This window comes from Vibrio sp. Isolate33 (assembly GCF_022397895.1).
GTDB lineage: Bacteria > Pseudomonadota > Gammaproteobacteria > Enterobacterales > Vibrionaceae > Vibrio > Vibrio pomeroyi.
The window spans coordinates 288,984-309,330 of record NZ_JAKEUP010000002.1 but is presented as its reverse complement, the minus strand read 5'-3'; the positions used below and the strand labels follow the sequence as shown (position 1 = coordinate 309,330).

The window sequence follows — 20,347 nt, the reverse complement described above, 5'->3', positions numbered from 1 at the left end:
TTAGAGAGCATTAAGTCTTCAAGTGACATTAAATTTTGAAAATGGCCGCATCGAATGATGCGGCCATTTTTTGTGCCGTCTGAAAGTAATCAATAGAGAAAACAGACAACAAAAAAGGCGAGTGACTTAATGGTCATTCGCCTTATTTAGATTTGCTTAAGAGAGTCTGGCTCTTAGAGTCTATTGGTTGTTAGTACTCTAAATCTTCATTACCGCCCGCAGCCGTAAACCATGCTGTTAGGTGTGTTTTAAGATCTTTCAGTTCGTCAGGGCCAATCAGTGCAAGGCCAAGATCTTCTGCTCGTGTGATGTCGTTATGGCGAAGCGGGCGGAAGCTGACCAACATTGCACGTGCTTGTAGGCCACCTAGTAGGTCTCTCAGCGATTCCAGTTTGTACAAGGTGTCATCACCATCATCACGCATGCCTTTGGTCTTACATTCGATGATGTGCAGCTTATTGTTCACCACTGATGCAACATCAAGCTCGTTTCGAACCTCACGCTCACCAAGTTGACGGTATACCTGAACATTCAACGAACGGTCTTGGATAGTCGGCATGTCATCTTGGATTTGTTTCACTGTGCTGTGAACCAGAGTTTCTAACCATTCACCGTTTGAGAAGCGTCGCGCGTCTTCGTTGGCAAAGGTCAAAATACCGTTGTCGTAAGTCGCAATCTTCGCTTCAACCAAATCACTTAAAAGCATGTTCAGTTCACGGTAGCCTTGTTGCTTCTCAGATAGTCCAACATCAAGTTTCTGTTCTTTACGGCAAGTCGTTGCTAGGTAGTTCAATGTCGCAAGGCCAGGGCCTAATTCGAGTGCGTTACTTGCCCAACGTTCACCCAGTTCATACAGTTTCTGATCAAGTTGAGGAGATAGTTGTACATCGCTGAATTCACCACGAGCACCAAATACCGTTAGGTAGTCGTCGATAGTAATGCGGTCTTGAACTTGCGCGTCTTCTTTGCCATTCGGGTACAACCAGCAAAGCTTGTCACTGTTTGGTTCAACCACGAAGATTGGCCAGTGGTAAGTGCGGAATACTTCGTAAACAGAAAGTAGGCGGTGACGTAGGCCACAACTTGCGTTGAGCTTCACTTCTTGGCCGCGAGCTTTGAGGTCTTCGGCAAGAGTTTGGATAGATTCTTTAATAACGGACGTGTTTACGATGGTCGGAATTTCGAAAAACTCACTGGTAATGTCGCGCTTCTGCAAAACGCTGTCTAAACGTTTGTACATACTGACTTGATTTTTGTCGCCGATAAACACGATGTGAGTGCTGACCGTTCGGTTATCAAGTAAAGGGGTGAGCAAGCGAATGGGGTCTTGATCGATAATGCCAACATGAACAGCCATATAAATTCCTTAATAGCGGCTCGCTCATAAAGGTGAAAGAAAAAACGGGAAGCAGCAAGCCTTAATAATCATATAATGACAAAGCTCATAAAAAACAAGGGCAACCCTTGATAAAAGTTGCCCTAGCTCAATTAGTTACCACTATTGGGTAAGAAGTCTCAAGAATCTCACTAAATATCTATCGATTCTTCATTTATCTATAGTTTGAATTGATGTACTAAATCACCTTGCTGATTTGCCAGAATCGTTAGGTTTTGGCTCGCTTCTGCAATTGATGACATCGCTTGGTAACTCTTATCTGCGATGTGGTTGATGTCTTCGATGTTGCGTGCAATATCGCCAGACGTTTCACTCTGCTCAGCGGCTGCTTGAGAGATATGTGTACTCATGTGACTGATCTCTAGAATCAATGCTTGGATTTCTTCCATCGCACTGTTTGCACTGGATGCTTGTTGAACCGACATGTCCATATCGCTCATACAGCTTTCAATCACATTGCTTGCTGTCTTCGAACTTGATTGTAAGTTGCTAATCATGGTTTCGATTTCAGACGTCGATTGCGTTGTCTTCTGTGCCAGTACTCGAACTTCATCGGCAACGACCGCAAACCCACGACCTTGCTCACCAGCACGCGCTGCTTCGATGGCTGCGTTCAGCGCGAGTAGGTTGGTTTGCTCCGCGATGCCACGAATCACATCTAGGATTGAACCAATCTGGCTACTCATCTGTTGCAGTTCACCCACAGCACCTACAGATTCGTTCAAGCGAACCTCTAGTTGGTTGATGGTGCTGATGTTGGTGTTCATGATCTGACGACCAGATTCAGACGCTGATTCCACTTGTTGAACCATGGTTAATGAGCTTTGCGCGCTGTTCGCCACTTCTTGCACAGAATGAGACATCTCTGTCATTGCTGTTGCAACGGTAGCGGTTTGTTCACGTTGGCTGTTCAGTTGAGCCTGCGTTTCAGAAGAGGTCTTCTGGTTTACGCTTGCGGTCTTAGTCAAGTCATCTGAAGCGTCATTCAACTTCACAAGGATATTGTGTAGGTTGTCGGCCAAGGTGTTGATGTGACGGCTCACGCGGCTGAATTCGTTGTCGTAACGAATGTCGATACGCTGAGTCATGTCACCTTCGGTTAAGCCTTCTAATGTCCCTAGAATACGAGTTAGTGGCTCTCTTACACTGTGTGCAATGTGGTAGCCGATTGCAGCAGCGAATACCGTTACAACAATACCAATCGCAATTGCGTTGAATAGGCCTTTGTCGTAAATGCTGCTTGCGTCTGCCAGTGAAGCGTTAAGTTGCTCTTCTGCCGTTACGTTGAATGAATCTAATACCGCCATCGCTTGGTCTACTTCAACCGCTAGGTTTGCGATGTTGACGTACAGCGCTTGTTTCGCTTGTAGGTAGTTGTTGTGTTTGTCTAACACGCCGCCTTTTTGGCCAACGTCTTTAGTGAATTTCTGAACCGATTCGTCGAAGACATTTTTAAGTGCAGGAAGCTGTGTTGCCAAGCCGCGGTATGCGTAGTTTAGGTGAGTCACTGCTTTCTTGTTTTGGTTAACGGCTTTCTGTACGAAGGCAACATCAGAGCTTGCTAGTGCATCTGAAGTGATTACCTCAGCGTCTTGCAGTTTGATGAAGTAGCTCTTCGCCATCACTTTTACAGAGATACTTTTCTGGTCAGCAACGTACTCTTTCATGCCAACCGTTAATTCTGAATGCAGGCGTTGGAAGTCACGTGATGCTTTTTGTACTTGTTCTTGTGCTTCAAACATCGCGACGTAGTTGTTCATCGCTTCGTCTGCTTCAGTAAAGTAGCGCTCTTCCATCGCTCGCAATTGTGCGATGCGTTCTATGAGTGTGGCGTCGTTCTGGCTTGCCGCTTCTAGATTGCTTAGAACTTCAGAAAAAGAGTTTTGTGATGCAGCAAACTCTGTGCGCATTGCAGACATGCGTTCAGCGTTTTGTGTGGTTAAGAAGTCTTTGAATGACTTGTCAGCAGAGAGCAATTGAACACTTGTTTGATTTGAAAGCGCAACAAGCGGTAATGAGGTTTCTGAGACACTCTCAAAATTGCTGTGTATCTGATTCATGCTGTTCATCATGATGGTTATCGTGACTGCGAACATGATGATGATCAGTGCGAAACCAGCGTACATACGCTTGATCACAGATCCCTTCATGGCTTTCTCCCTAATAAAAATGCAGACCTAATGTCAGGTCAAAGTAAAACTAACAAAATTGTCAGCATTCTATTGAGCTCCGCTTACGCATTTTATGACGCATACGGCAAAAATAACCCTCAGTTATAATCAACATGCCATTCTTGAGAGCTAACACTGGTTTTCTTTGATTTGAACGGTGTTTTTTATTATGCTTTAAAGCGGATTTATTGTGGTTTGTTGCGGCATAGCGCATACTCAAAACATTAAAAAGTAAATGTTTTATCGGAGAAAAACATGGCTGAAGAAACCATCTTTAGTAAGATCATCAATAAAGAAATTCCTGCAGATCTGCTATACCAAGACGACTTAGTAACGGCGTTTCGCGATATTAACCCTCGCGCTCCTAGTCATATCCTAATCATCCCGAACAAGCTGATTCCAACGACCAATGATGTTGAAGTAGAAGATGAAGCGATGATGGGACGTATGTTTACCGTTGCGCGTAAGTTAGCTAAAGAAGAAGGCATCGCAGAAGATGGTTACCGTCTTATCGTGAACTGTAATTCTCACGGCGGCCAAGAGGTTTACCACATTCATATGCACTTAGTGGGTGGTCGTCCGCTTGGTCCTCTGCTAATGAGCTAGTGCGTTAGTTAATGAGCTAGCCCGAAAAGGTAACGAGTTAAGTAACATAAAGAGCTAGTTGGAAAATTTGTAGTTTGTATGCCAACTTTAAGTTTTATCTGTTGTCTGAATATCGGCATCGATTAGGTAGAGCCTAAAAAGCAAGGTATCCACTTGCTTAAGATCCTTTTAACAACACGTTTCGTTTTGATAACGAGACTATGGTCAACAGACCCTAACAAAGTTGGCATTTTAAACATGCACGGAGACGATAAGTGAAGCAACAGTTTAGATTCGCTTCCATTGCCCTGTTATCGGCGTTGACCGCGGGTTGTGCGAGTATGTCTGCAGGCAGCCTGTTCAGTCATTACAGCGCGCAAAACAAAGCTATCTATCAAGCAGTGAAATCTGGAGATTATTCAGAGGCTCAACAAGAGTTACCAGATTACGCAGCAGGCGACATCCTTGATAACTTTGAAAGAGGCAGAATTAACCTGCTGGATCAAAAGTACCCTGAGAGTAAGTCTTCGTTTGAACTGGCTGATCAGGCCGTAAAAGATCAACAAAACAAAGCCGTGATCTCTATTTCAGACAGTGCAACCAGCGTAGGTGCGTTGGCTGTTAACGACAACATTACCGAATATGTGCCGCCCGATTACGAGTTAGGCTTTCTTCATCTCTATCTCGGTTTGAACTACCTCAAGAAAAATGATTTAGAAGGTGCGGTGATTGAAATGCGTCGCGCCAATCAAGTTCAAGAACAAGCAAAGAAGCAACGTGAAGCTGAGCTAGAAAGAGCCGCTAATGATGCGAAGAAGCAGGGCTTGTCTGCCAATGTCGGTAGTATCCTTGCCAATTATCCGGATGCGGGTAAGAAGTTACAGTCAGTTCAGAATGCGTATTTGATGTTTTTGTCGGGATTGCTATATGAAGCGTCGAACGATTTAAACAGCGCATATGTCGACTATCGACGTGCTCTGGCGGTTATGCCGGAAAACCAAGAGATCATCGATAGAACGATGGCGACAGCCGCTCGTTTAGGAATGAGACAAGATTTAGAGACACTTGAAAAGCGTTACAAGCAATCGTCTAAGCTTAGCGGCGGTCAAGGCCGTGTGATTGTTCTTCAAGAGCAAAGCGCTGTTCAAGCTATGGACAGTTGGCGATTGGATTTACCTGTTTATGACAGTCGCGATCAAGGGGCAATATATTCTCTTGCGCTGCCATATTATCCGAGCCAAAACGTAGAGCGTTTTTCTGCGTTACGAATCAGCGGACAACCGTTACAAGAACACTTGATTACGGATGTAAACGCGATGGCTCAGAACGATTTATCTGAGCGCATGACGACAATTGTTATTCGCCAAGCGCTGCGTGTGGTCGCGAAAGATCGCATTCGTAAAGAAGCAACCAAGGGCGATGATGTCGGTAATATCTTGTTTAATGTGTGGAACACACTGACAGAGCAGCCAGACACGCGCAGTTGGCAATCTTTGCCTGCAGAGATTAAGAGCAGCACGTTTGTAGCAAATAGCGGTCAATATACGTTAGAAGCGGGCGCTAAAACGTATGACTTTGATATTCGAGAAGGGCAGACCACCTTGGTTTGGATTTCTCGACAAGGGAATAACGCAACAATGTGGCATAAACAGCTAGGGAGGCTGTAATGAAAAAGTGGTTAGTGAGCTTAGCAGCGGTTATGGCTCTGGCTGGTTGTGCTGATAATACAGCTGGCGTAAGGGTTGATAGTTTGACTCAGAACGTTTTCTTTGGTGACAAAGTATTGGGTAGCCGCTTACAGGTTGAAGATATCCGCACCGATCTGGTCGACGGTCATACGCGAGGAATCGTACGTTTAAACAGTAACTATAAGGGCGACCAACATATCCTTTATCGTTTTTACTGGTACGACGATGCCGGGCTTGAGGTCAACCTAAAACAAGGCCCTTGGAAACAAGCGATTGTTCGTGGCTTTGAAAGTCTTTCGTTGTCGGAAGTGTCGGTAAACCCGAAGGCAACTCAGTTCCGAGTTCAGTTCCGAGAGCAGTAAGCCCGATTAGAATAGATTTAGTGACAACTGGCTTTAGTTAACATCGACTAGAGTTTCAGAAAGCGGATTCATTGATTCGCACAGACAAGAATTTAAGAGTGTGGGTAACCCCACTCAGTGATAAGTTGAGGAAACAAAATGAAAAAGAGTGTCATTGCGCTACTAGGTTTAGCGGTTATTTTAGGCGGTTGTTCGAACAAGGTAAGCTACGGTGATGCACAAGCAGTAGAAACCACGACAATCGATTTCGGTTCAACTGACCTTCAAACGATTGCGGGTGAAATGGTCGATAGCATGATGGCTTCTGGTTCAGTGTCTTACATTACTCGTGAACAGCGTCCAATCGTGTTCGTTGAGCGTATCAAGAACAAAACAAGCGAGCACATCGATACTGAGTCAATCACTGACACAATCAGTACTAAGATGCTGAACTCTGGTAAGTTCCGTTTCGTTGATATGGATCGTGTAGAGTCTGTTCGTGACCAACTGAACTTCCAAAACAATGATGAGCTAGTAAACCAAAGCTCAGCAATCCAGTTCGGTAAAATGGTTGGTGCTCAGTACATGTTGTACGGCAACCTATCTAGCATCGTGAAGAAAGACGGTAGCGATGAAGACGTATACTACAAAATGACTATGCGTCTAATGGATCTTGAGTCTGGCTTGATCGAGTGGGCTGATGAGACTGAAATCCGTAAGCAACAATCTAAGAGCCTACTGGGTCTTTAATTTCGCTTACTTGCCAACTATGCGCCGCCAGTTTTGACAGCGCTTACTCTTGAAAGTACTTGATCTTGACGGTGCTTAATCTTGAGAGTGCATAGCTTGGTCACACGCCAATGCAGTACATGATGTGCTGTGAATTAAGAGGCACTGGCTTTTGGTCAGTGTCTTTTTTGTAGGGAAACAAAGACGTTTATAGGGAATGAGCAATGGCAATTTTTTCTTGGTCTGAGGCTAAGCTTCTTGATACCAGTTTGAGTTCGCTTGATGGTTACTTTGCTGAATCACCGGTTAGGGCGCAGACTCTGACAGGCGGTTTGACTAATCGATGTTGGAAGCTGGTTTCAGCCGATGGCACAGCGTATGTGTGGCGCCCAATCACACCGATCACCAAAGCCTTCTTTATCTCTCGTCATGAAGAGTATCAAGTGCTATCGACGATTGAACGTCTTGGTATTGGCCCAAGCCCGATGGTAGTGAATGAGCAAGGGCTACTGGTTGAATGGATTGATGGTGAGACTCTTTATGAAGGGTTAGACATTGAAGACCTGTTGAAAACGTTGATCTCTGTGCATCTGGTTAACACTGCGCGATTGCCGCTCCAACCTTTCAGTTTTACAGCGAGAGTCGACCATTACTGGCTGCAGCTTGATGCGATTCATAAAACAGAAATGTGTACCAAAATTTATCAAGAGTGGCGAACCGCTCCAAGTATTCCGAGCGTTGACCTATCTTTGTGCCATTTTGATCTAGGTGGCTACAACCTAGTGAGAAGCAGCGACGAGATTAAGATTATTGATTGGGAATACGCAGCGTTAGCAGACCCTAGGCTTGATCTAACCTTAACCATTGCGGTTGCAAGTGCGCCAGTTTCGCAAGCGGTTAACAAGTATTGTCAGCTGCGAGGCATTCATGATGTTCAGCCTTGGCTCGATGGGGTTGAAGCATGGTTACCAAGAAGCCAAATGATGGCGATGCTGTGGTATTTGCTCGCTCACCAGCTATGGGGTGATGAAAGTTACCTGCGCGAAGCAGAGGCTCTAAGTCACACTTTATGTAGCTAGGATCACGTTTAGGAAGTGAAAAATATAATTTCGGTGGTCTTCCCTTTAAAACCTTGTTTTTCGTGTTAGATTGATCAAAACGTACCAATATTCAACGGGGGAGGTACAATGATTATCTATCTACATGGCTTCGACTCAACAAGCCCGGGCAATCACGAAAAAATACTGCAGTTGCAATTCATTGATGATGACGTTCGTTTCATCAACTACAGTACTTTGCATCCAAAACACGATATGCAGCATTTGCTAAAAGAAGTGCATAAAGTGATAGAACAATCCGATGATCCGCATCCAATTATTTGTGGTGTTGGTTTAGGTGGTTTTTGGTCTGAGCGTATTGGTTTCTTATGTGGCATTAAGCAGGTGGTCTTCAACCCGAATCTGCACCCTGAGAACAACATGGTGGGTCGCATTGACCGCCCAGAAGAGTACGAAGACATCGCTACTAAGTGTGTCGCTCAATATCGTATGAAGAACAAAGGTCGTTGTTTAGTGGTGCTTTCTCGTGAAGATGAGATTCATGACAATAGTAAAACAGCCGCTGCGCTCGAAGATTACTACGACGTAATCTGGGACGAGAAAGAGAGTCATAAATTCAAAAAGATCTCTCAGCACCTTCAGGCAATGAAAGCGTTTAAGAACGCCTAATCACTCCTGTTATTTTATAAAAGCAGTGCTCATTTGGGTGCTGCTTTTTCACATCTGAATCTTAGAGATTGGTATTGATAAAGCAGTTGTATATGTTTTATCGGTCGGTTTGCGCATTTATAGATAAGTTTGCGCAAACGTTAACTAATTAGCCGCGAATCCTCATTGCGGGTAAGGATTTTTGTTGCGGTCATCTTTTTGCTATATATAATGTTCCCAAGCAAAATATTTTGACAAATATCAAAAAAAATTGAGAGCGAGTGAAAAACTTGCCCATAATTTGCGTTCTATCTCTCAGGTAGACGCCTTTTTTATCCATGTGAGCAGAGCGACAAACGAATGTTTGTTGTTTGTAATCCCTCTAACTACTCGGTGAGCTGTCGTTATTCTTTTTCGCGGTTATCCAATATGTCACAGCCTTATCAACAAGGCCGAGTAGATACATAGAATTTATCGGTTGGAGCAATCGGACCGAACCCCATTTATTCATTTTGTAGAGGATTGTCATTGTGACAAAAATTATCGTAGTAGGCGGCGGTGCTGGTGGTTTAGAACTAGCAACTAAGCTAGGCCGAACTTTAGGTCGTAAGAAACGTGCCCAGATCACTCTGGTAGACCGTAAAGCAAGCCACCTATGGAAACCATTACTTCATGAAGTAGCAACTGGCTCACTGGATGAAGGTGTTGATGCATTAAGCTACCGCGCACATGCAAAAAACCATTACTTCGACTTCCAAATGGGCAGCCTGAACGACATCGATCGTGAACGTAAAGTGATTGCACTGAGCGAACTGAAAGATGAGCACGGTGAACTGCTGATGCCAAGCCGTGAACTTGAATACGACATTCTTGTTATGGCACTAGGTTCAACGTCGAACGACTTCAACACTCCAGGTGTTCGTGACAACTGTATTTTCCTTGATAGCCCAGAACAAGCACACCGTTTCCGTACTGAAATGAACAACCAGTTCTTAAAGCTTCACGCTAAGAACGGTCAAGGTACGGTAGATATCGCTATTGTTGGTGCGGGTGCAACGGGTGTTGAGCTTTCTGCTGAGCTTCACAACGCAGTCAAAGAGCTTCGTACTTACGGTTTCGGTGATCTAGATTCAAGCAAGCTGAACGTAAACCTAGTTGAAGCGGGTGAGCGTATTCTTCCTGCTCTTCCTCCTCGTATTTCAAGCGCAGCACACTCTGAGCTAACAAAGCTTGGTGTTAACGTTCGTACGAATACTATGGTGACGCAAGCTGATGCTGATGGTCTAACAACCAAAGACGGCGACAAGATCCCTGCGCAAATCATGGTATGGGCAGCAGGTATTAAAGCGCCAGACTTCATGAAAGATATTGGTGGTCTTGAGACTAACCGTATCAACCAACTGGTTGTGAAAAACACGCTGCAAACGACACTGGATGACAACATCTTTGCTATCGGTGACTTGGCACAATGTACACAAGCGGATGGTTCATTTGTTCCTCCACGCGCACAAGCGGCTCACCAAATGGCAAGCTGCGCATTCAGCAACATCATTGCTAAGCTGAACGGTCGTGACCTGAAAGACTACATCTACAAAGATAAAGGCTCACTGGTTTCACTAAGCCGTTTCTCTACTGTAGGTAGCTTGATGGGGAACCTGACTAAAGGTTCGATGATGGTTGAAGGTCGTATTGCTCGTGTGGTTTACATCTCTTTGTACCGCATGCACCAGATGGCGCTTCACGGCTTGATCAAAACATCACTGATGATGTTGGTTGGTCGTATTAACCGTGTACTTCGTCCAAACCTAAAGCTTCACTAATCAGCTAAGCCTGATAAATGGCTTCACGCTGATAATAAAAAAGAGCTCTTCGGAGCTCTTTTTTGATCGTGCCAGTTAAGTGATATTTACCCAGTTTAGTGATATTTGCGCTTATCACTGAGTTGTAGCGGTTAAGCCGTTGGCGGTAATACCGAGTAAACGACGCCATCTTTCGGTTTTCCGTTAAAGAGAAATCGATTCTTAGCGATGGTTTCTCGCTCTGCACCACACTTTTCTATCAGCTTTTGGCTTGGTAGATTTTCGGTATCACAAACGATCTCTAGGCGCGTTAGCTTAAGCTGAGCAAAGCAGAACTCAAACAAAGTCAGCATCGCTTCTTTGGCAATGCCTCTCCTTTGAAACTCGTCACCGACCCAATAACCTAAACTCGCCATATTGAAGGTGTGGTAAAGCTCATTGATCGCCACCATTCCGACCAGCTTATCGGTTTTTCGCTCAAAGATTCCAAAACCAAATGCATCGGCTTTGACCCAGTTCAGGCGAGTTGCCAGAATGAACTTTTCGGCTTCGACGATAGAAAACTCATCATGACACCAGTCTACCCAAGGTAATAAGCTCGGTGAAGATTTGATCAGCTGAGCAAACTCTTGAGCATCTGAGGCTTCAATGATTTTAAGGCTTAGATTCTGTGTATTGATCTGAAAGTCTGGGCTCATAGGACGCACCAAATAACATGTGATGACTAATAAAACGCCCTCACAATGGAGGGCGTATTCAATGCTTAATACAACTTCAATTCTTTATATCAAGTTCCACTTTCTATAAGGATAGTTGAGCTGCTAGCTGAAGACTGATTACGTGGCTTATTGAGCGACGCGACGTACTTGAATCACCATGCCAAGAAGCGGGTGGTCTAGGTAGTGAGTCTCTGTACTGCGCATGCGACGTTTTTGCTCCATACGGTAGCTCTTAAGGAACTCTTGTACTTCAACGGTCGGAGAGATCTCTGTAAGGTTACCCACCTGAACATTGCTCTCTGCACCACTTACTGGCGAGTCTAGTTCGATTTGCTGTTCTTGAAGCGTCACTTCACGAACGCTTGGCGCTTTCAAATCCAGCGTCGTTTCAGCATATAGATAGTGCTGTACGTAGATTTGCAGCTTGCCATCTAATTCGTAAAGCGGCTTATCAATGGTCTCTTCTTGGAAGCCATCTGGATTTGAAGCAGTCACAGCGCCCTTCTCAGAGCCGTCGGCATTGAACTGTTTTGAGAAATCTTTACCTGCTTGAATGTGGAAAACAGGTGCTGAGCTCTTACCTTGGTCACCTTGACGCCAAGCAGTGTGCATCAGAACTTCAAAGCCAGCGTGTTTACGTAGCTTGTCTTTCTGAGGTGTTAACTTGTATTCCGAGTAAGGAAGCATCTGCACGCCTTTCTTCGCTCGGTATTGGGTATCTTGAAATGAACCAACGCGCTCAAGTGAAATCTTAGGCTGTGTGTTTGGCCAAGATTCATTTACTTTTTCTGCATCAACAGCGCGCTTAAAAATGATCACTTCTATATCAAATTGTCTCTGCGCCAAACTTGGCAGTGAGACGAACAATAGTAGCAGTGGGATCAGTCTTTTCATTTTTACTCCGTCTTCCAGCCGAACTACCGGCTGGATAATTTATATGTGCAAGTGTATTGGGTCTTATGCTGAAGGCAGCAAGTTCTGTCTGAATTCGCCCAATAAATCACTAACAAATTGAATTCGTTTCCGTCTGTCGACCAATGGTATCGTAAACTTGAACTTAGTTGGTCCTTCCATTGAAAACTTTTGCGGTTGAGATTGCAACAGTTTAACAAGGTAGGCCGGGTTTATGTCAGCATCCGGGTAGAATTCTAAGAATCCGCCCTTATCGTGAGCCTCAATTTTCTTCGCTTTAATAGACGCAGCCGCTAACTTAAGCTCAGAAACTGACAATAAGTTCTTGGTGGCATCAGGAAGAATACCGAAGCGATCAATCAACTCAACTTTAAGCTCTGCCAATTCATCGGTGTCACTCACGCTCGCAATACGTTTGTAGGTTGATAAACGTGTGTTGATGTCTGGGATATAGTCATCTGGCAATAGAGCCGGCAAGCGCATCTCTATCTCAGTTTGCTCACGTAATAGGTCATCAAGTGAAGGCTCGCGACCTTCTTTCAATGCTTCAACCGCTTGTTCAAGCATCTCCATGTACAAGGTAAAGCCGACTGATTGGATCTGACCACTCTGCTCATCACCCAATAGCTCACCTGCACCACGAATCTCTAAATCGTGAGTTGCTAGTGTGAAGCCCGCGCCTAAGTCTTCCAGAGAGGCAATCGCGTCTAATCGCTTAATCGCATCTTTGGTCATTGCTTTAGGGTGTGGTGTTAACAAGTAAGCATAAGCTTGGTGGTGAGAACGACCCACACGGCCACGCAATTGGTGTAGCTGTGCTAAACCAAGGTTATCGGCTCTGTCCATTAAGATGGTATTCGCCGTTGGAACATCGATACCAGTCTCAATGATGGTTGTACACACCAGAAGGTTAAAGCGCTGGTGGTAGAAGTCATTCATGATGCGTTCTAGTTCGCGCTCTCGCATTTGACCATGAGCCACCGTCACGCGCGCTTCTGGAATCAGCTTTTGCAGTGATTCAGCGGTTTTCTCAATCGTATCAACTTGGTTGTGTAGGAAGTAAACCTGACCACCACGCATGATTTCACGAAGTACCGCTTCTCTCACCACGGCATCATCACTTTGACGTACAAAGGTTTTGATTGCTAGGCGTCGAGCTGGCGGCGTTGCGATGATAGACAAGTCTCGCATGCCACTCATCGCCATATTTAGTGTTCGTGGAATAGGCGTCGCAGTTAACGTTAATATGTCGACATCCGCACGCATCGCTTTTACTTTTTCTTTCTGACGAACACCAAAGCGGTGCTCTTCATCGACAACCAACAAGCCAAGGTCTTTAAACTTAATATCACTAGAAAGCAGCTTGTGAGTACCGACCAAGATATCGACCTTACCGTCGGCGACATCTTGCATGATTAATTTCTGTTCTTTGGCTGATTTGAATCGAGACAGAACTTCGACACGAATTGGCAAATTGGCGAAACGGTCGCGGAAGTTTTCGAAGTGTTGCTGAGCAAGTAGGGTGGTTGGAACTAACACTGCTACTTGTTTGCTGTTATCGGTACATACAAACGCTGCGCGCATCGCCACTTCTGTCTTACCAAAACCAACATCACCACACACTAGGCGGTCCATGGCTTTTGCTTGGCACATGTCAGACATAACCGCATTGATTGCCATTGCTTGGTCATCGGTTTCTTCAAACGGGAAGCCAGATTTGAAGGTCGCGTATTGACCGCGATCCAATACAAATTTGTAGCCCGGTTTCAGCTCACGCTTGGCGTAAACATCCAGTAATTCTGCGGCCACGTCACGGACTTTCTCCGCGGCACGTTTACGCGCTTTCTGCCATGCTTCGCCACCGAGCTTATGCAGTGGTGCAGAGTCTTCAGCGCCGCCAGAGTAGCGTCCGATGAGATTCAAAGAAGCAACAGGCACGTACAACTTGGCATCATTTTGATACTCAAGTGTTACGTATTCGGTTTTCATGCCACCGGCTTCGAGTGTTTGCAAGCCAATGTAGCGACCAATACCGTGGTCAATGTGAACAACCGGCTGACCCGGTTTAAGTTCCGCAAGGTGACGGATTACGGTGTCGCTGTTGACGCTTTTCTTATCTTTCTTACGACGCTGAACAACACGATCGCCAAGTAAGTCGCTTTCACAAATAAGCGCGATGTTTTGTTCTTCATGGATAAAGCCGTGTTCAGCTGAGCCAAGAATGAGGCTGAACTTGTCTTTCGCTTTAATTGCGCCATCGAGGTTTTCAACTTCGCTTGGTCGTACTTTAATACCGCGAAGCAACTCACTCAGCGCTTCACGACGACCTTCTGATTCAACCGAAAATACCACTTTGCCATCGAAGGCCTCTGTGAACTTTCTTAGGTTGGCTAAAGGTTCTTTATTTTGATGCTGAACGCTGAGGTCAGGTAATGACACGACAGGTAAGTTAGTGCGGCCTGCTTTCTCTTCAATCGAATCTAGGCTTAGGTTGACCTGTGGCTTCTGTTTGAAGTGTGCGAATAGTTCGTCTTTCTTCAACCAAAGTTGCTCAGGCGTCAGCAGTGGTCTTAATGGATCAACCCCACGTTGCTCGTATCGGTGAGCGACATCAGCAAGGAATGAATCAACCGCGGTTTCTACGTCACCAAGAACCAAGAGTTGCGCTTCATCGGCAACATAGTCAAAAAGCGTTTCTGTGTGATCGAAGAACAGCGGTTGCCAATACTCGATACCAGCAGGCCATGTGCCTTTAGATACCTGCATATAAACCGATTCTGGTTCGCGGCGGGCATCAAACTGTTGGCGCCAACGAATACGGAAATCTTCAATTGCCGTTTCCGAGGTTGGGAATTCGTGAGCAGGTAACAGGCGGATCTCAGAGATGTCTTCGATAGAACGTTGGTTTTCAGGATCGAAGGTGCGAATGGTATCGATCTCATCATCGAAGAAGTCGATACGATACGGGTCTTTGCTGCCCATCGGGAACAGATCGAGAATCGAACCACGGCTTGCGTATTCACCTGGGCCAAACACTTGATCTACGTAACGATAGCCAGACTTTTCAAGTTGCAGGCGCAGTTTCTCTAAAGAGTAAAGATCGCCTGTTTTCACCATTAGGGTGTGTTGCAGCAAAAAGTCACGCGGTGATTGACGCTGAAGTAGCGTGCTGATCGGTACGATCGTGATGCCGTCTTTTAATGTCGGTAAGGCATAAAGGCGTGCAATACGATCTGAAATGATCTCTTGGTGTGGAGAAAAGCTGTCGTAAGGCAGTGTTTCCCAGTCTGGGAATAGTGCGACTTCATGTGCCGTAAACTGTTCAATTTCAGATTGTAGCTTAAGTGCGACTTGTGGGTCTGGCACTGCAAGTACGGTATGGCTGTTATGCTGCTCTGCGAGTTTAGCAATGGCCAGAGCGAGAGACGAACCAACTAGGTTACCGATGTGTTTCTTGTCACCGGCTCCTTTGAGTGTAGGTAGTGTAAAAATAGATTGTTTGGTCATGTTAATTTACTTGTTATCTCGTTCTAGAGAGCGTTGACGCAAAAGTTTCTGTTGTTGATGAAGTGCCGCTTTGATTAGCAGGTCTTGGTCGGTATCGCGAAGATGAGCGTATTTGAAGTTGATTTCGAAACCTGAATCTTTAGGTTGGCTTGCAAACACTTCTGCGTAGCAATAAATGGCCGCGGCAGGGTGTTCTAGGAACAGTTTAGCTTTTACCAAACGTCCCGCTTCGATATCTGTTTTTGAAAAACAGGAAAATTGACTCGCACCGAAAGAGTAGGTGTGAGTACGAAACTTCTCTTCATCTTGCTGCGATAACATAAAGCTCAACAACAGGTTTAATTTAGAGTTTTGTGCATCCAATAAACTGGTGACATTCTTCAAGTCGCTGTTTTTCAGTTCAGCGCGAGCACTGTCGGCTAACAGGTCCAATTGGCTAAATTCACTCGCCACAACGAAAGGGGCAGGGATCTCGGATTCGAACTGAATTTGAGAAGGTAAAGTGAAGTTACTTTCCATTGGTTCTATATTAGCGGTAAGGCTGTGGTGAACGGTGAAAAACTCTTGTTCTGTCATGCGTTAGTTCCTTGAAGTGATCTATTGATTATCGCTATGTGGCCGCAGTAATCAAGGTCAGTTAATTGAAAGTCTCAAATAGTTGTTTGAAATATCGCTATTTGACAAGGTTCTGTTTTTGAAGCCTAACTAATTGAGTTAATTCACTCTATATTTTCAATTAACCCCTACACAGTAACAGCAATACCCGTTACATTAACCCGCATCCCTTTTTGATGGTTCAAAGTATGTTTCATCCTATTTCAATGTTTGTTGGCCTGCGTTATTTGAAAGGCCGTTCAGGTGATCGCTTTAGCCGTTTTGTTTCTTACATGTCGACGGCAGGTATCACCATTGGTGTGCTGTCTTTGATTACTGTTTTATCGGTAATGAATGGATTCGAAGCGCAGTTAAAAGACCGAATCCTCGGCGTTCTTCCTCAGGCTGTGGTTTACGAGCAAGGAGGCACGACCTCGCTTTCTGAAAAAGCCCCAAGTTTCGCAGAACAAATTTCGCTTAATGGCCACGTTGAACCGATTGTACGCAGTGAGGCGGTGATTCAGAGCCCGGCTCAATTGTCAGCTGGTCTTTTAATCGGTATCGAGCCAAATTCCGATGACCCTCTTCAAGACCACTTAATTGCAGGTCGCTTGTCTTCACTCAAAGCTGGGCAATATCAACTGTTCCTTGGTCATACTTTGGCGAGAAACTTGAAAGTATCCATGGGCGACAAGGTTCGCTTAATGGTGACCAGCGCGAGTCAATACACACCATTGGGGCGTATTCCTAGCCAACGAAATTTTACCGTAGCCGGTATCTTTAATACGGGTTCGGATATTGATGCTCAGCTCATGGTGAGCAACATTCAAGATGCAGGACGTTTGATGCGTTACAAGTCAGACACGATTTCAGGCTGGCGACTGTTTTTTGATGACCCGTTTGAGGTCGCGGAACTATCAAATCAACCGTTGCCAGATGGCTGGCTTTGGAGTGATTGGCGTGACCAACGCGGTGAGCTGTTTCAAGCCGTGCGCATGGAGAAAAACATGATGGGTTTGATGCTTGGGCTGATCATCGGTGTTGCTGCATTCAATATTATCTCTGCGCTAATAATGGTGGTGATGGAGAAGCAATCTGAAGTCGCGATTCTTAAAACCCAAGGCATGAGCGATGGTCAAGTGATGGGTATCTTTATGGTTCAAGGTGCGAGTAGCGGCGTGATTGGTGCGCTATCGGGCGGCGTGTTAGGCGTTGTCTTGGCTATGAACTTGAATACTATTTTAGAGGCGATGGGTGTTGCTCTGTTCTCGTTTGGTGGGCAATTGCCAATCATGATTAACCCAATTCAAATCGCAGTTGTTGTGGTTCTGGCTATTGCACTTAGCTTGATTGCCACTGTTTTCCCTTCTTATCGTGCATCATCTGTGAAACCTGCTGAGGCCCTTCGTTATGAGTAATTTTCTTCAATGTAATGATATCCGTAAAACGTACCGTGAAGGCTCGTTGGATACCGAAGTCCTTAAAGGTGTCAGCTTTGAGATCGAGAAAGGGGAACTGGTCTCGATCATTGGTACCTCTGGTTCAGGTAAAAGTACGCTACTGCATATATTAGGCGCTTTAGATGATGCCTCTGCGGGCAGTGTGAGTTTTCTTGGTCAAGACTTAGCGTCTTTAAGTTCGAACAAGCAAGCCAAGCTGCGCAACCAACATCTAGGTTTCGTTTATCAATTCCACCATCTGCTTTCTGATTTTTCTGCGCTAGAAAACGTAGCTATGCCGTTACTTATCGGCGGCGAGAAACCTGCGAAAGCAAAACAAGAAGCACAACTGTTACTTGATAAAGTCGGACTGAGTCATCGTGTTGATCACCGACCTTCAGAGCTTTCTGGTGGTGAAAGACAGCGTGTGGCAATTGCTCGCGCATTAGTAAACAAGCCGGCTCTAGTTCTGGCTGATGAACCGACGGGTAACCTTGACCACAACACAGCGCTTTCTATTTACGACTTAATGCGTGAGTTGAACCGTGAATACGATACTGCTTTCTTGGTGGTAACCCACGATGGTGAACTTGCAGGCAAGATGGATCGTCAACTTCATATGCAAGATGGCTTGTTGGTTAACGTAGAAAAAGAGGAGAGCTAAGTGTTTTCTTCTTTATCTTTATTGATAGGCGGCCGGTTTAGTCGTGCTAAACAACGAGACAAGATGGTGTCTTTCATCTCCTTGTCTTCGACGATCGGTATTGCGGTTGGTGTGGCGGTGATCATTATTGGTTTGTCGGCCATGAATGGTTTTGAGCGTGAGCTCGAATCACGCGTGCTTTCGGTTATTCCGCACGGTGAGTTTGAGGGCGTGAATGAACCAGTCACTCGCTGGGAACATGTGATTGAACAGTCTGAGAAACACGACAAGGTTGTGGCAGCAGCGCCTTATGTGAAAATTACAGCGCTCGCTGAAAAGGGCAAAGAGCTGAAAGCGATCGAAGTGCGCGGCGTTGACCCTAAGCGTGAGCAAGAAGTATCAAGCTTGTCTAACTTCATCGACAAACAAGCTTGGAGTGAATTTAAGGCAGGGCAACAGCAGATCATCTTGGGCTCAGGTGTCGCGAATGTGCTTGGCGCAAAAGTCGGCGATTACTTAACCCTGATGATTCCAACTGTGAATGGAACGGTGAAGGTTCAAGCGCCAAAACGAGTTCGAGTCAAAGTGGTTGGTCTGCTGACTCTTAATGGCCAGATTGATCACAGCTTGGCTTTGATCCCTCTTGGTGATGCTCAGGTTTACGCAAACCTAGGTGAAGCGGTGACAGGGGTTTCTTTGAAAGTAACCGATGTACTGAATGCCAACTCGATTGTGCGTGAAGTCGGAAATCAGCTTGATGTGTATGTGTACCTGCGCAGTTGGCAACAGAAGTTTGGTTTCTTATACCGAGATATTCAGCTAGTTCGCACCATCATGTACCTAGTAATGGTGTTGGTAATTGGTGTGGCTTGTTTCAACATTGTCTCGACTTTGATGATGGCAGTAAAAGACAGGGCATCAGAGATTGCGATACTAAGAACTATGGGCGCATCCGATGGGTTGGTAAAACGCATTTTTGTTTGGCAGGGTGTGTTCTCCGGTGTGTTAGGTAGTCTAGTCGGTAGTGCGATAGGTGTTTTGGTTGCGCTTAATCTAACCACGATCATTAAGGGGCTTGAGAAGCTGATTGATCATCAGTTCCTATCGGGCGATATCTATTTTGTCGACTTCCTGCCATCACAGCTGAATATGACAGATGTTATTGTCGTGTCTGGTACTGCGATTGTTTTAAGCTTATTGGCGACATGGTACCCAGCATCACGAGCGGCGAAGCTGAACCCTGCCTCGGTGTTAAGCTCTAAATAATGGGAGCTCTAAATCACATTGGTCTTTAATAACCAACAAGACCTATTTCTCTAGATGTAAAAAAAGGATCCCTGGTGGGATCCTTTTTTATTGAATTCAAACTGCGTTTCTTACGACTTTTCTTACATGCAAATGTTTTAAAGGTAAGCAGTTCATCTGATTTCTGCTCGTTTACGTTTCAATTGAATCGTATTCAAGGGTAGATCTAAAAACAGAGTAGGTCGCTTAGTACCTTGCTTTTCGTTTCTTCCAGCTTCTCACTACTGAGTAACGCCATAAGCCGCGAATACCAAAGTAGCCAATCATCGCTGAAACCACGCCACAAATCAGACAACCTAATAGGAATGGAGGTCCTATCGTGCTCATTTGCGCCAAGATAAAGTCCCAAGACAGCTCAAAATGAAAGGCTTGAGGTGGGACATGCATAACAAACGCCCCGACTTTATACGCAAAGTAGAAGAGTACAGGCATGGTGACCGGGTTGCTGATCCAAACAAGAGCGACAGACAACGGTAGATTAACGCCACATGCGACAGCGAGGCCTGCAGACATAATCATTTGACTTGGTAGAGGGACAAACGCCATGAATAACCCAACAGCAAACGCGCCAGCCGCAGAGCGACGATTAAGGCACCATAAGTTGGGGTTGTACAAAACATTGCCAAAAACTTTCAATGCTTTCTGACGCTTGATGAGCTCATGGTCAGGCATAAATCGTTTGATAAACTTTCTTGGCATAGGAGGAAGCTACTCTCTTGTTTAACACTTGGTTCTTGATTTCATTCGCTGCGACAGTTGTGTCTGCCAGCTTTTGGCCTGTGATGCCACATTGGGTTTGGGCACCATTGATGC

17 protein-coding genes are annotated in these 20,347 nt (G+C 45.3%); 10 read left to right on the top strand and 7 right to left on the bottom strand.

Translation table 11 applies throughout. The features are described from left to right. Positions 1 to 190: 190 nt before the first annotated feature. Positions 191 to 1,357 (bottom strand): DUF1887 family protein, encoded by a 1,167-nt coding sequence (locus L1D37_RS04630; protein WP_017632175.1) that lies wholly within the window; start codon positions 1,355 to 1,357, stop codon positions 191 to 193. Between the two features lie 197 nt (positions 1,358 to 1,554). Beyond that, positions 1,555 to 3,546: a methyl-accepting chemotaxis protein gene (locus L1D37_RS04625; protein ID WP_239847030.1), complete on the bottom strand. Its 1,992-nt coding sequence runs from the start codon at positions 3,544 to 3,546 to the stop codon at positions 1,555 to 1,557. A 276-nt stretch (positions 3,547 to 3,822) separates the two neighbouring features. Between L1D37_RS04625 and hinT the strand changes: the two genes are divergently transcribed. The 7 genes from hinT to L1D37_RS04590 all read left to right on the top strand — a co-directional run bounded on the left by hinT (position 3,823) and on the right by L1D37_RS04590 (position 10,436). After that, the gene (gene hinT / locus L1D37_RS04620) at positions 3,823 to 4,173 is read left to right on the top strand and encodes a purine nucleoside phosphoramidase (RefSeq protein ID WP_004736268.1); all 351 of its coding nucleotides are present in this window, start codon (positions 3,823 to 3,825) and stop codon (positions 4,171 to 4,173) included. Positions 4,174 to 4,427: 254 nt separating this feature from the next. Then, a complete protein-coding gene (locus L1D37_RS04615) occupies positions 4,428 to 5,819 on the top strand; it encodes a hypothetical protein (RefSeq protein WP_239847028.1) in 1,392 nt (463 codons plus the stop codon). Next, positions 5,819 to 6,202: a YcfL family protein gene (locus L1D37_RS04610; RefSeq protein ID WP_017632173.1), complete on the top strand. Its 384-nt coding sequence runs from the start codon at positions 5,819 to 5,821 to the stop codon at positions 6,200 to 6,202. Before L1D37_RS04615 ends, L1D37_RS04610 begins: the two co-directional genes overlap by 1 nt. A 138-nt stretch (positions 6,203 to 6,340) precedes the next feature. Next, positions 6,341 to 6,931 carry a penicillin-binding protein activator LpoB gene (gene lpoB / locus L1D37_RS04605; RefSeq protein ID WP_017107631.1) on the top strand — a complete coding sequence of 197 codons (591 nt, stop codon included), beginning with the start codon at positions 6,341 to 6,343 and terminating at the stop codon, positions 6,929 to 6,931. Between the two features lie 203 nt (positions 6,932 to 7,134). Beyond that, positions 7,135 to 7,989 carry a phosphotransferase gene (locus L1D37_RS04600; RefSeq protein ID WP_239847026.1) on the top strand — a complete coding sequence of 285 codons (855 nt, stop codon included), beginning with the start codon at positions 7,135 to 7,137 and terminating at the stop codon, positions 7,987 to 7,989. Positions 7,990 to 8,097: 108 nt separating this feature from the next. Next, positions 8,098 to 8,637 carry an alpha/beta hydrolase YcfP gene (ycfP, locus tag L1D37_RS04595; protein ID WP_017632171.1) on the top strand — a complete coding sequence of 180 codons (540 nt, stop codon included), beginning with the start codon at positions 8,098 to 8,100 and terminating at the stop codon, positions 8,635 to 8,637. Between the two features lie 509 nt (positions 8,638 to 9,146). Next, positions 9,147 to 10,436: an NAD(P)/FAD-dependent oxidoreductase gene (locus L1D37_RS04590; RefSeq protein WP_017632170.1), complete on the top strand. Its 1,290-nt coding sequence runs from the start codon at positions 9,147 to 9,149 to the stop codon at positions 10,434 to 10,436. A 131-nt stretch (positions 10,437 to 10,567) separates the two neighbouring features. On the opposite strand, the gene L1D37_RS04585 is transcribed toward L1D37_RS04590, so the two are convergent. From L1D37_RS04585 to L1D37_RS04570, 4 genes are all read right to left on the bottom strand, one after another. Then, the gene (locus L1D37_RS04585; protein ID WP_239847024.1) at positions 10,568 to 11,113 is read right to left on the bottom strand and encodes a GNAT family protein; all 546 of its coding nucleotides are present in this window, start codon (positions 11,111 to 11,113) and stop codon (positions 10,568 to 10,570) included. A gap of 147 nt (positions 11,114 to 11,260) precedes the next feature. Beyond that, a complete protein-coding gene (locus tag L1D37_RS04580) occupies positions 11,261 to 12,028 on the bottom strand; it encodes a peptidoglycan binding protein CsiV (protein WP_019822453.1) in 768 nt (255 codons plus the stop codon). A 63-nt stretch (positions 12,029 to 12,091) separates the two neighbouring features. Beyond that, positions 12,092 to 15,553 (bottom strand): transcription-repair coupling factor, encoded by a 3,462-nt coding sequence (gene mfd / locus L1D37_RS04575; RefSeq protein WP_239847022.1) that lies wholly within the window; start codon positions 15,551 to 15,553, stop codon positions 12,092 to 12,094. Between the two features lie 6 nt (positions 15,554 to 15,559). After that, complete coding sequence (locus L1D37_RS04570; protein WP_048669044.1) at positions 15,560 to 16,129, bottom strand: hypothetical protein; 570 nt, start codon at positions 16,127 to 16,129, stop codon at positions 15,560 to 15,562. A gap of 227 nt (positions 16,130 to 16,356) precedes the next feature. Here L1D37_RS04570 and lolC point away from each other — a divergent pair, with 227 nt between their 5' ends. The 3 genes from lolC to lolE are packed head-to-tail and all read left to right on the top strand — an operon-like array spanning position 16,357 to position 19,495. After that, the gene (gene lolC, locus L1D37_RS04565) at positions 16,357 to 17,565 is read left to right on the top strand and encodes a lipoprotein-releasing ABC transporter permease subunit LolC (protein ID WP_239847020.1); all 1,209 of its coding nucleotides are present in this window, start codon (positions 16,357 to 16,359) and stop codon (positions 17,563 to 17,565) included. Further along, positions 17,558 to 18,250, top strand: coding sequence for a lipoprotein-releasing ABC transporter ATP-binding protein LolD (gene lolD, locus L1D37_RS04560; protein WP_215403239.1), 693 nt, complete (start codon positions 17,558 to 17,560; stop codon positions 18,248 to 18,250). The genes lolC and lolD overlap by 8 nt, the downstream gene beginning before the upstream one ends. Next, the gene (gene lolE / locus L1D37_RS04555) at positions 18,251 to 19,495 is read left to right on the top strand and encodes a lipoprotein-releasing ABC transporter permease subunit LolE (RefSeq protein WP_239847018.1); all 1,245 of its coding nucleotides are present in this window, start codon (positions 18,251 to 18,253) and stop codon (positions 19,493 to 19,495) included. It abuts the gene before it with no gap. 225 nt (positions 19,496 to 19,720) lie between these two features. Here lolE and L1D37_RS04550 read toward each other — a convergent pair whose 3' ends face one another. Then, positions 19,721 to 20,233, bottom strand: coding sequence for a DUF2062 domain-containing protein (locus L1D37_RS04550; RefSeq protein ID WP_017631697.1), 513 nt, complete (start codon positions 20,231 to 20,233; stop codon positions 19,721 to 19,723). Positions 20,234 to 20,347: the final 114 nt, after the last annotated feature.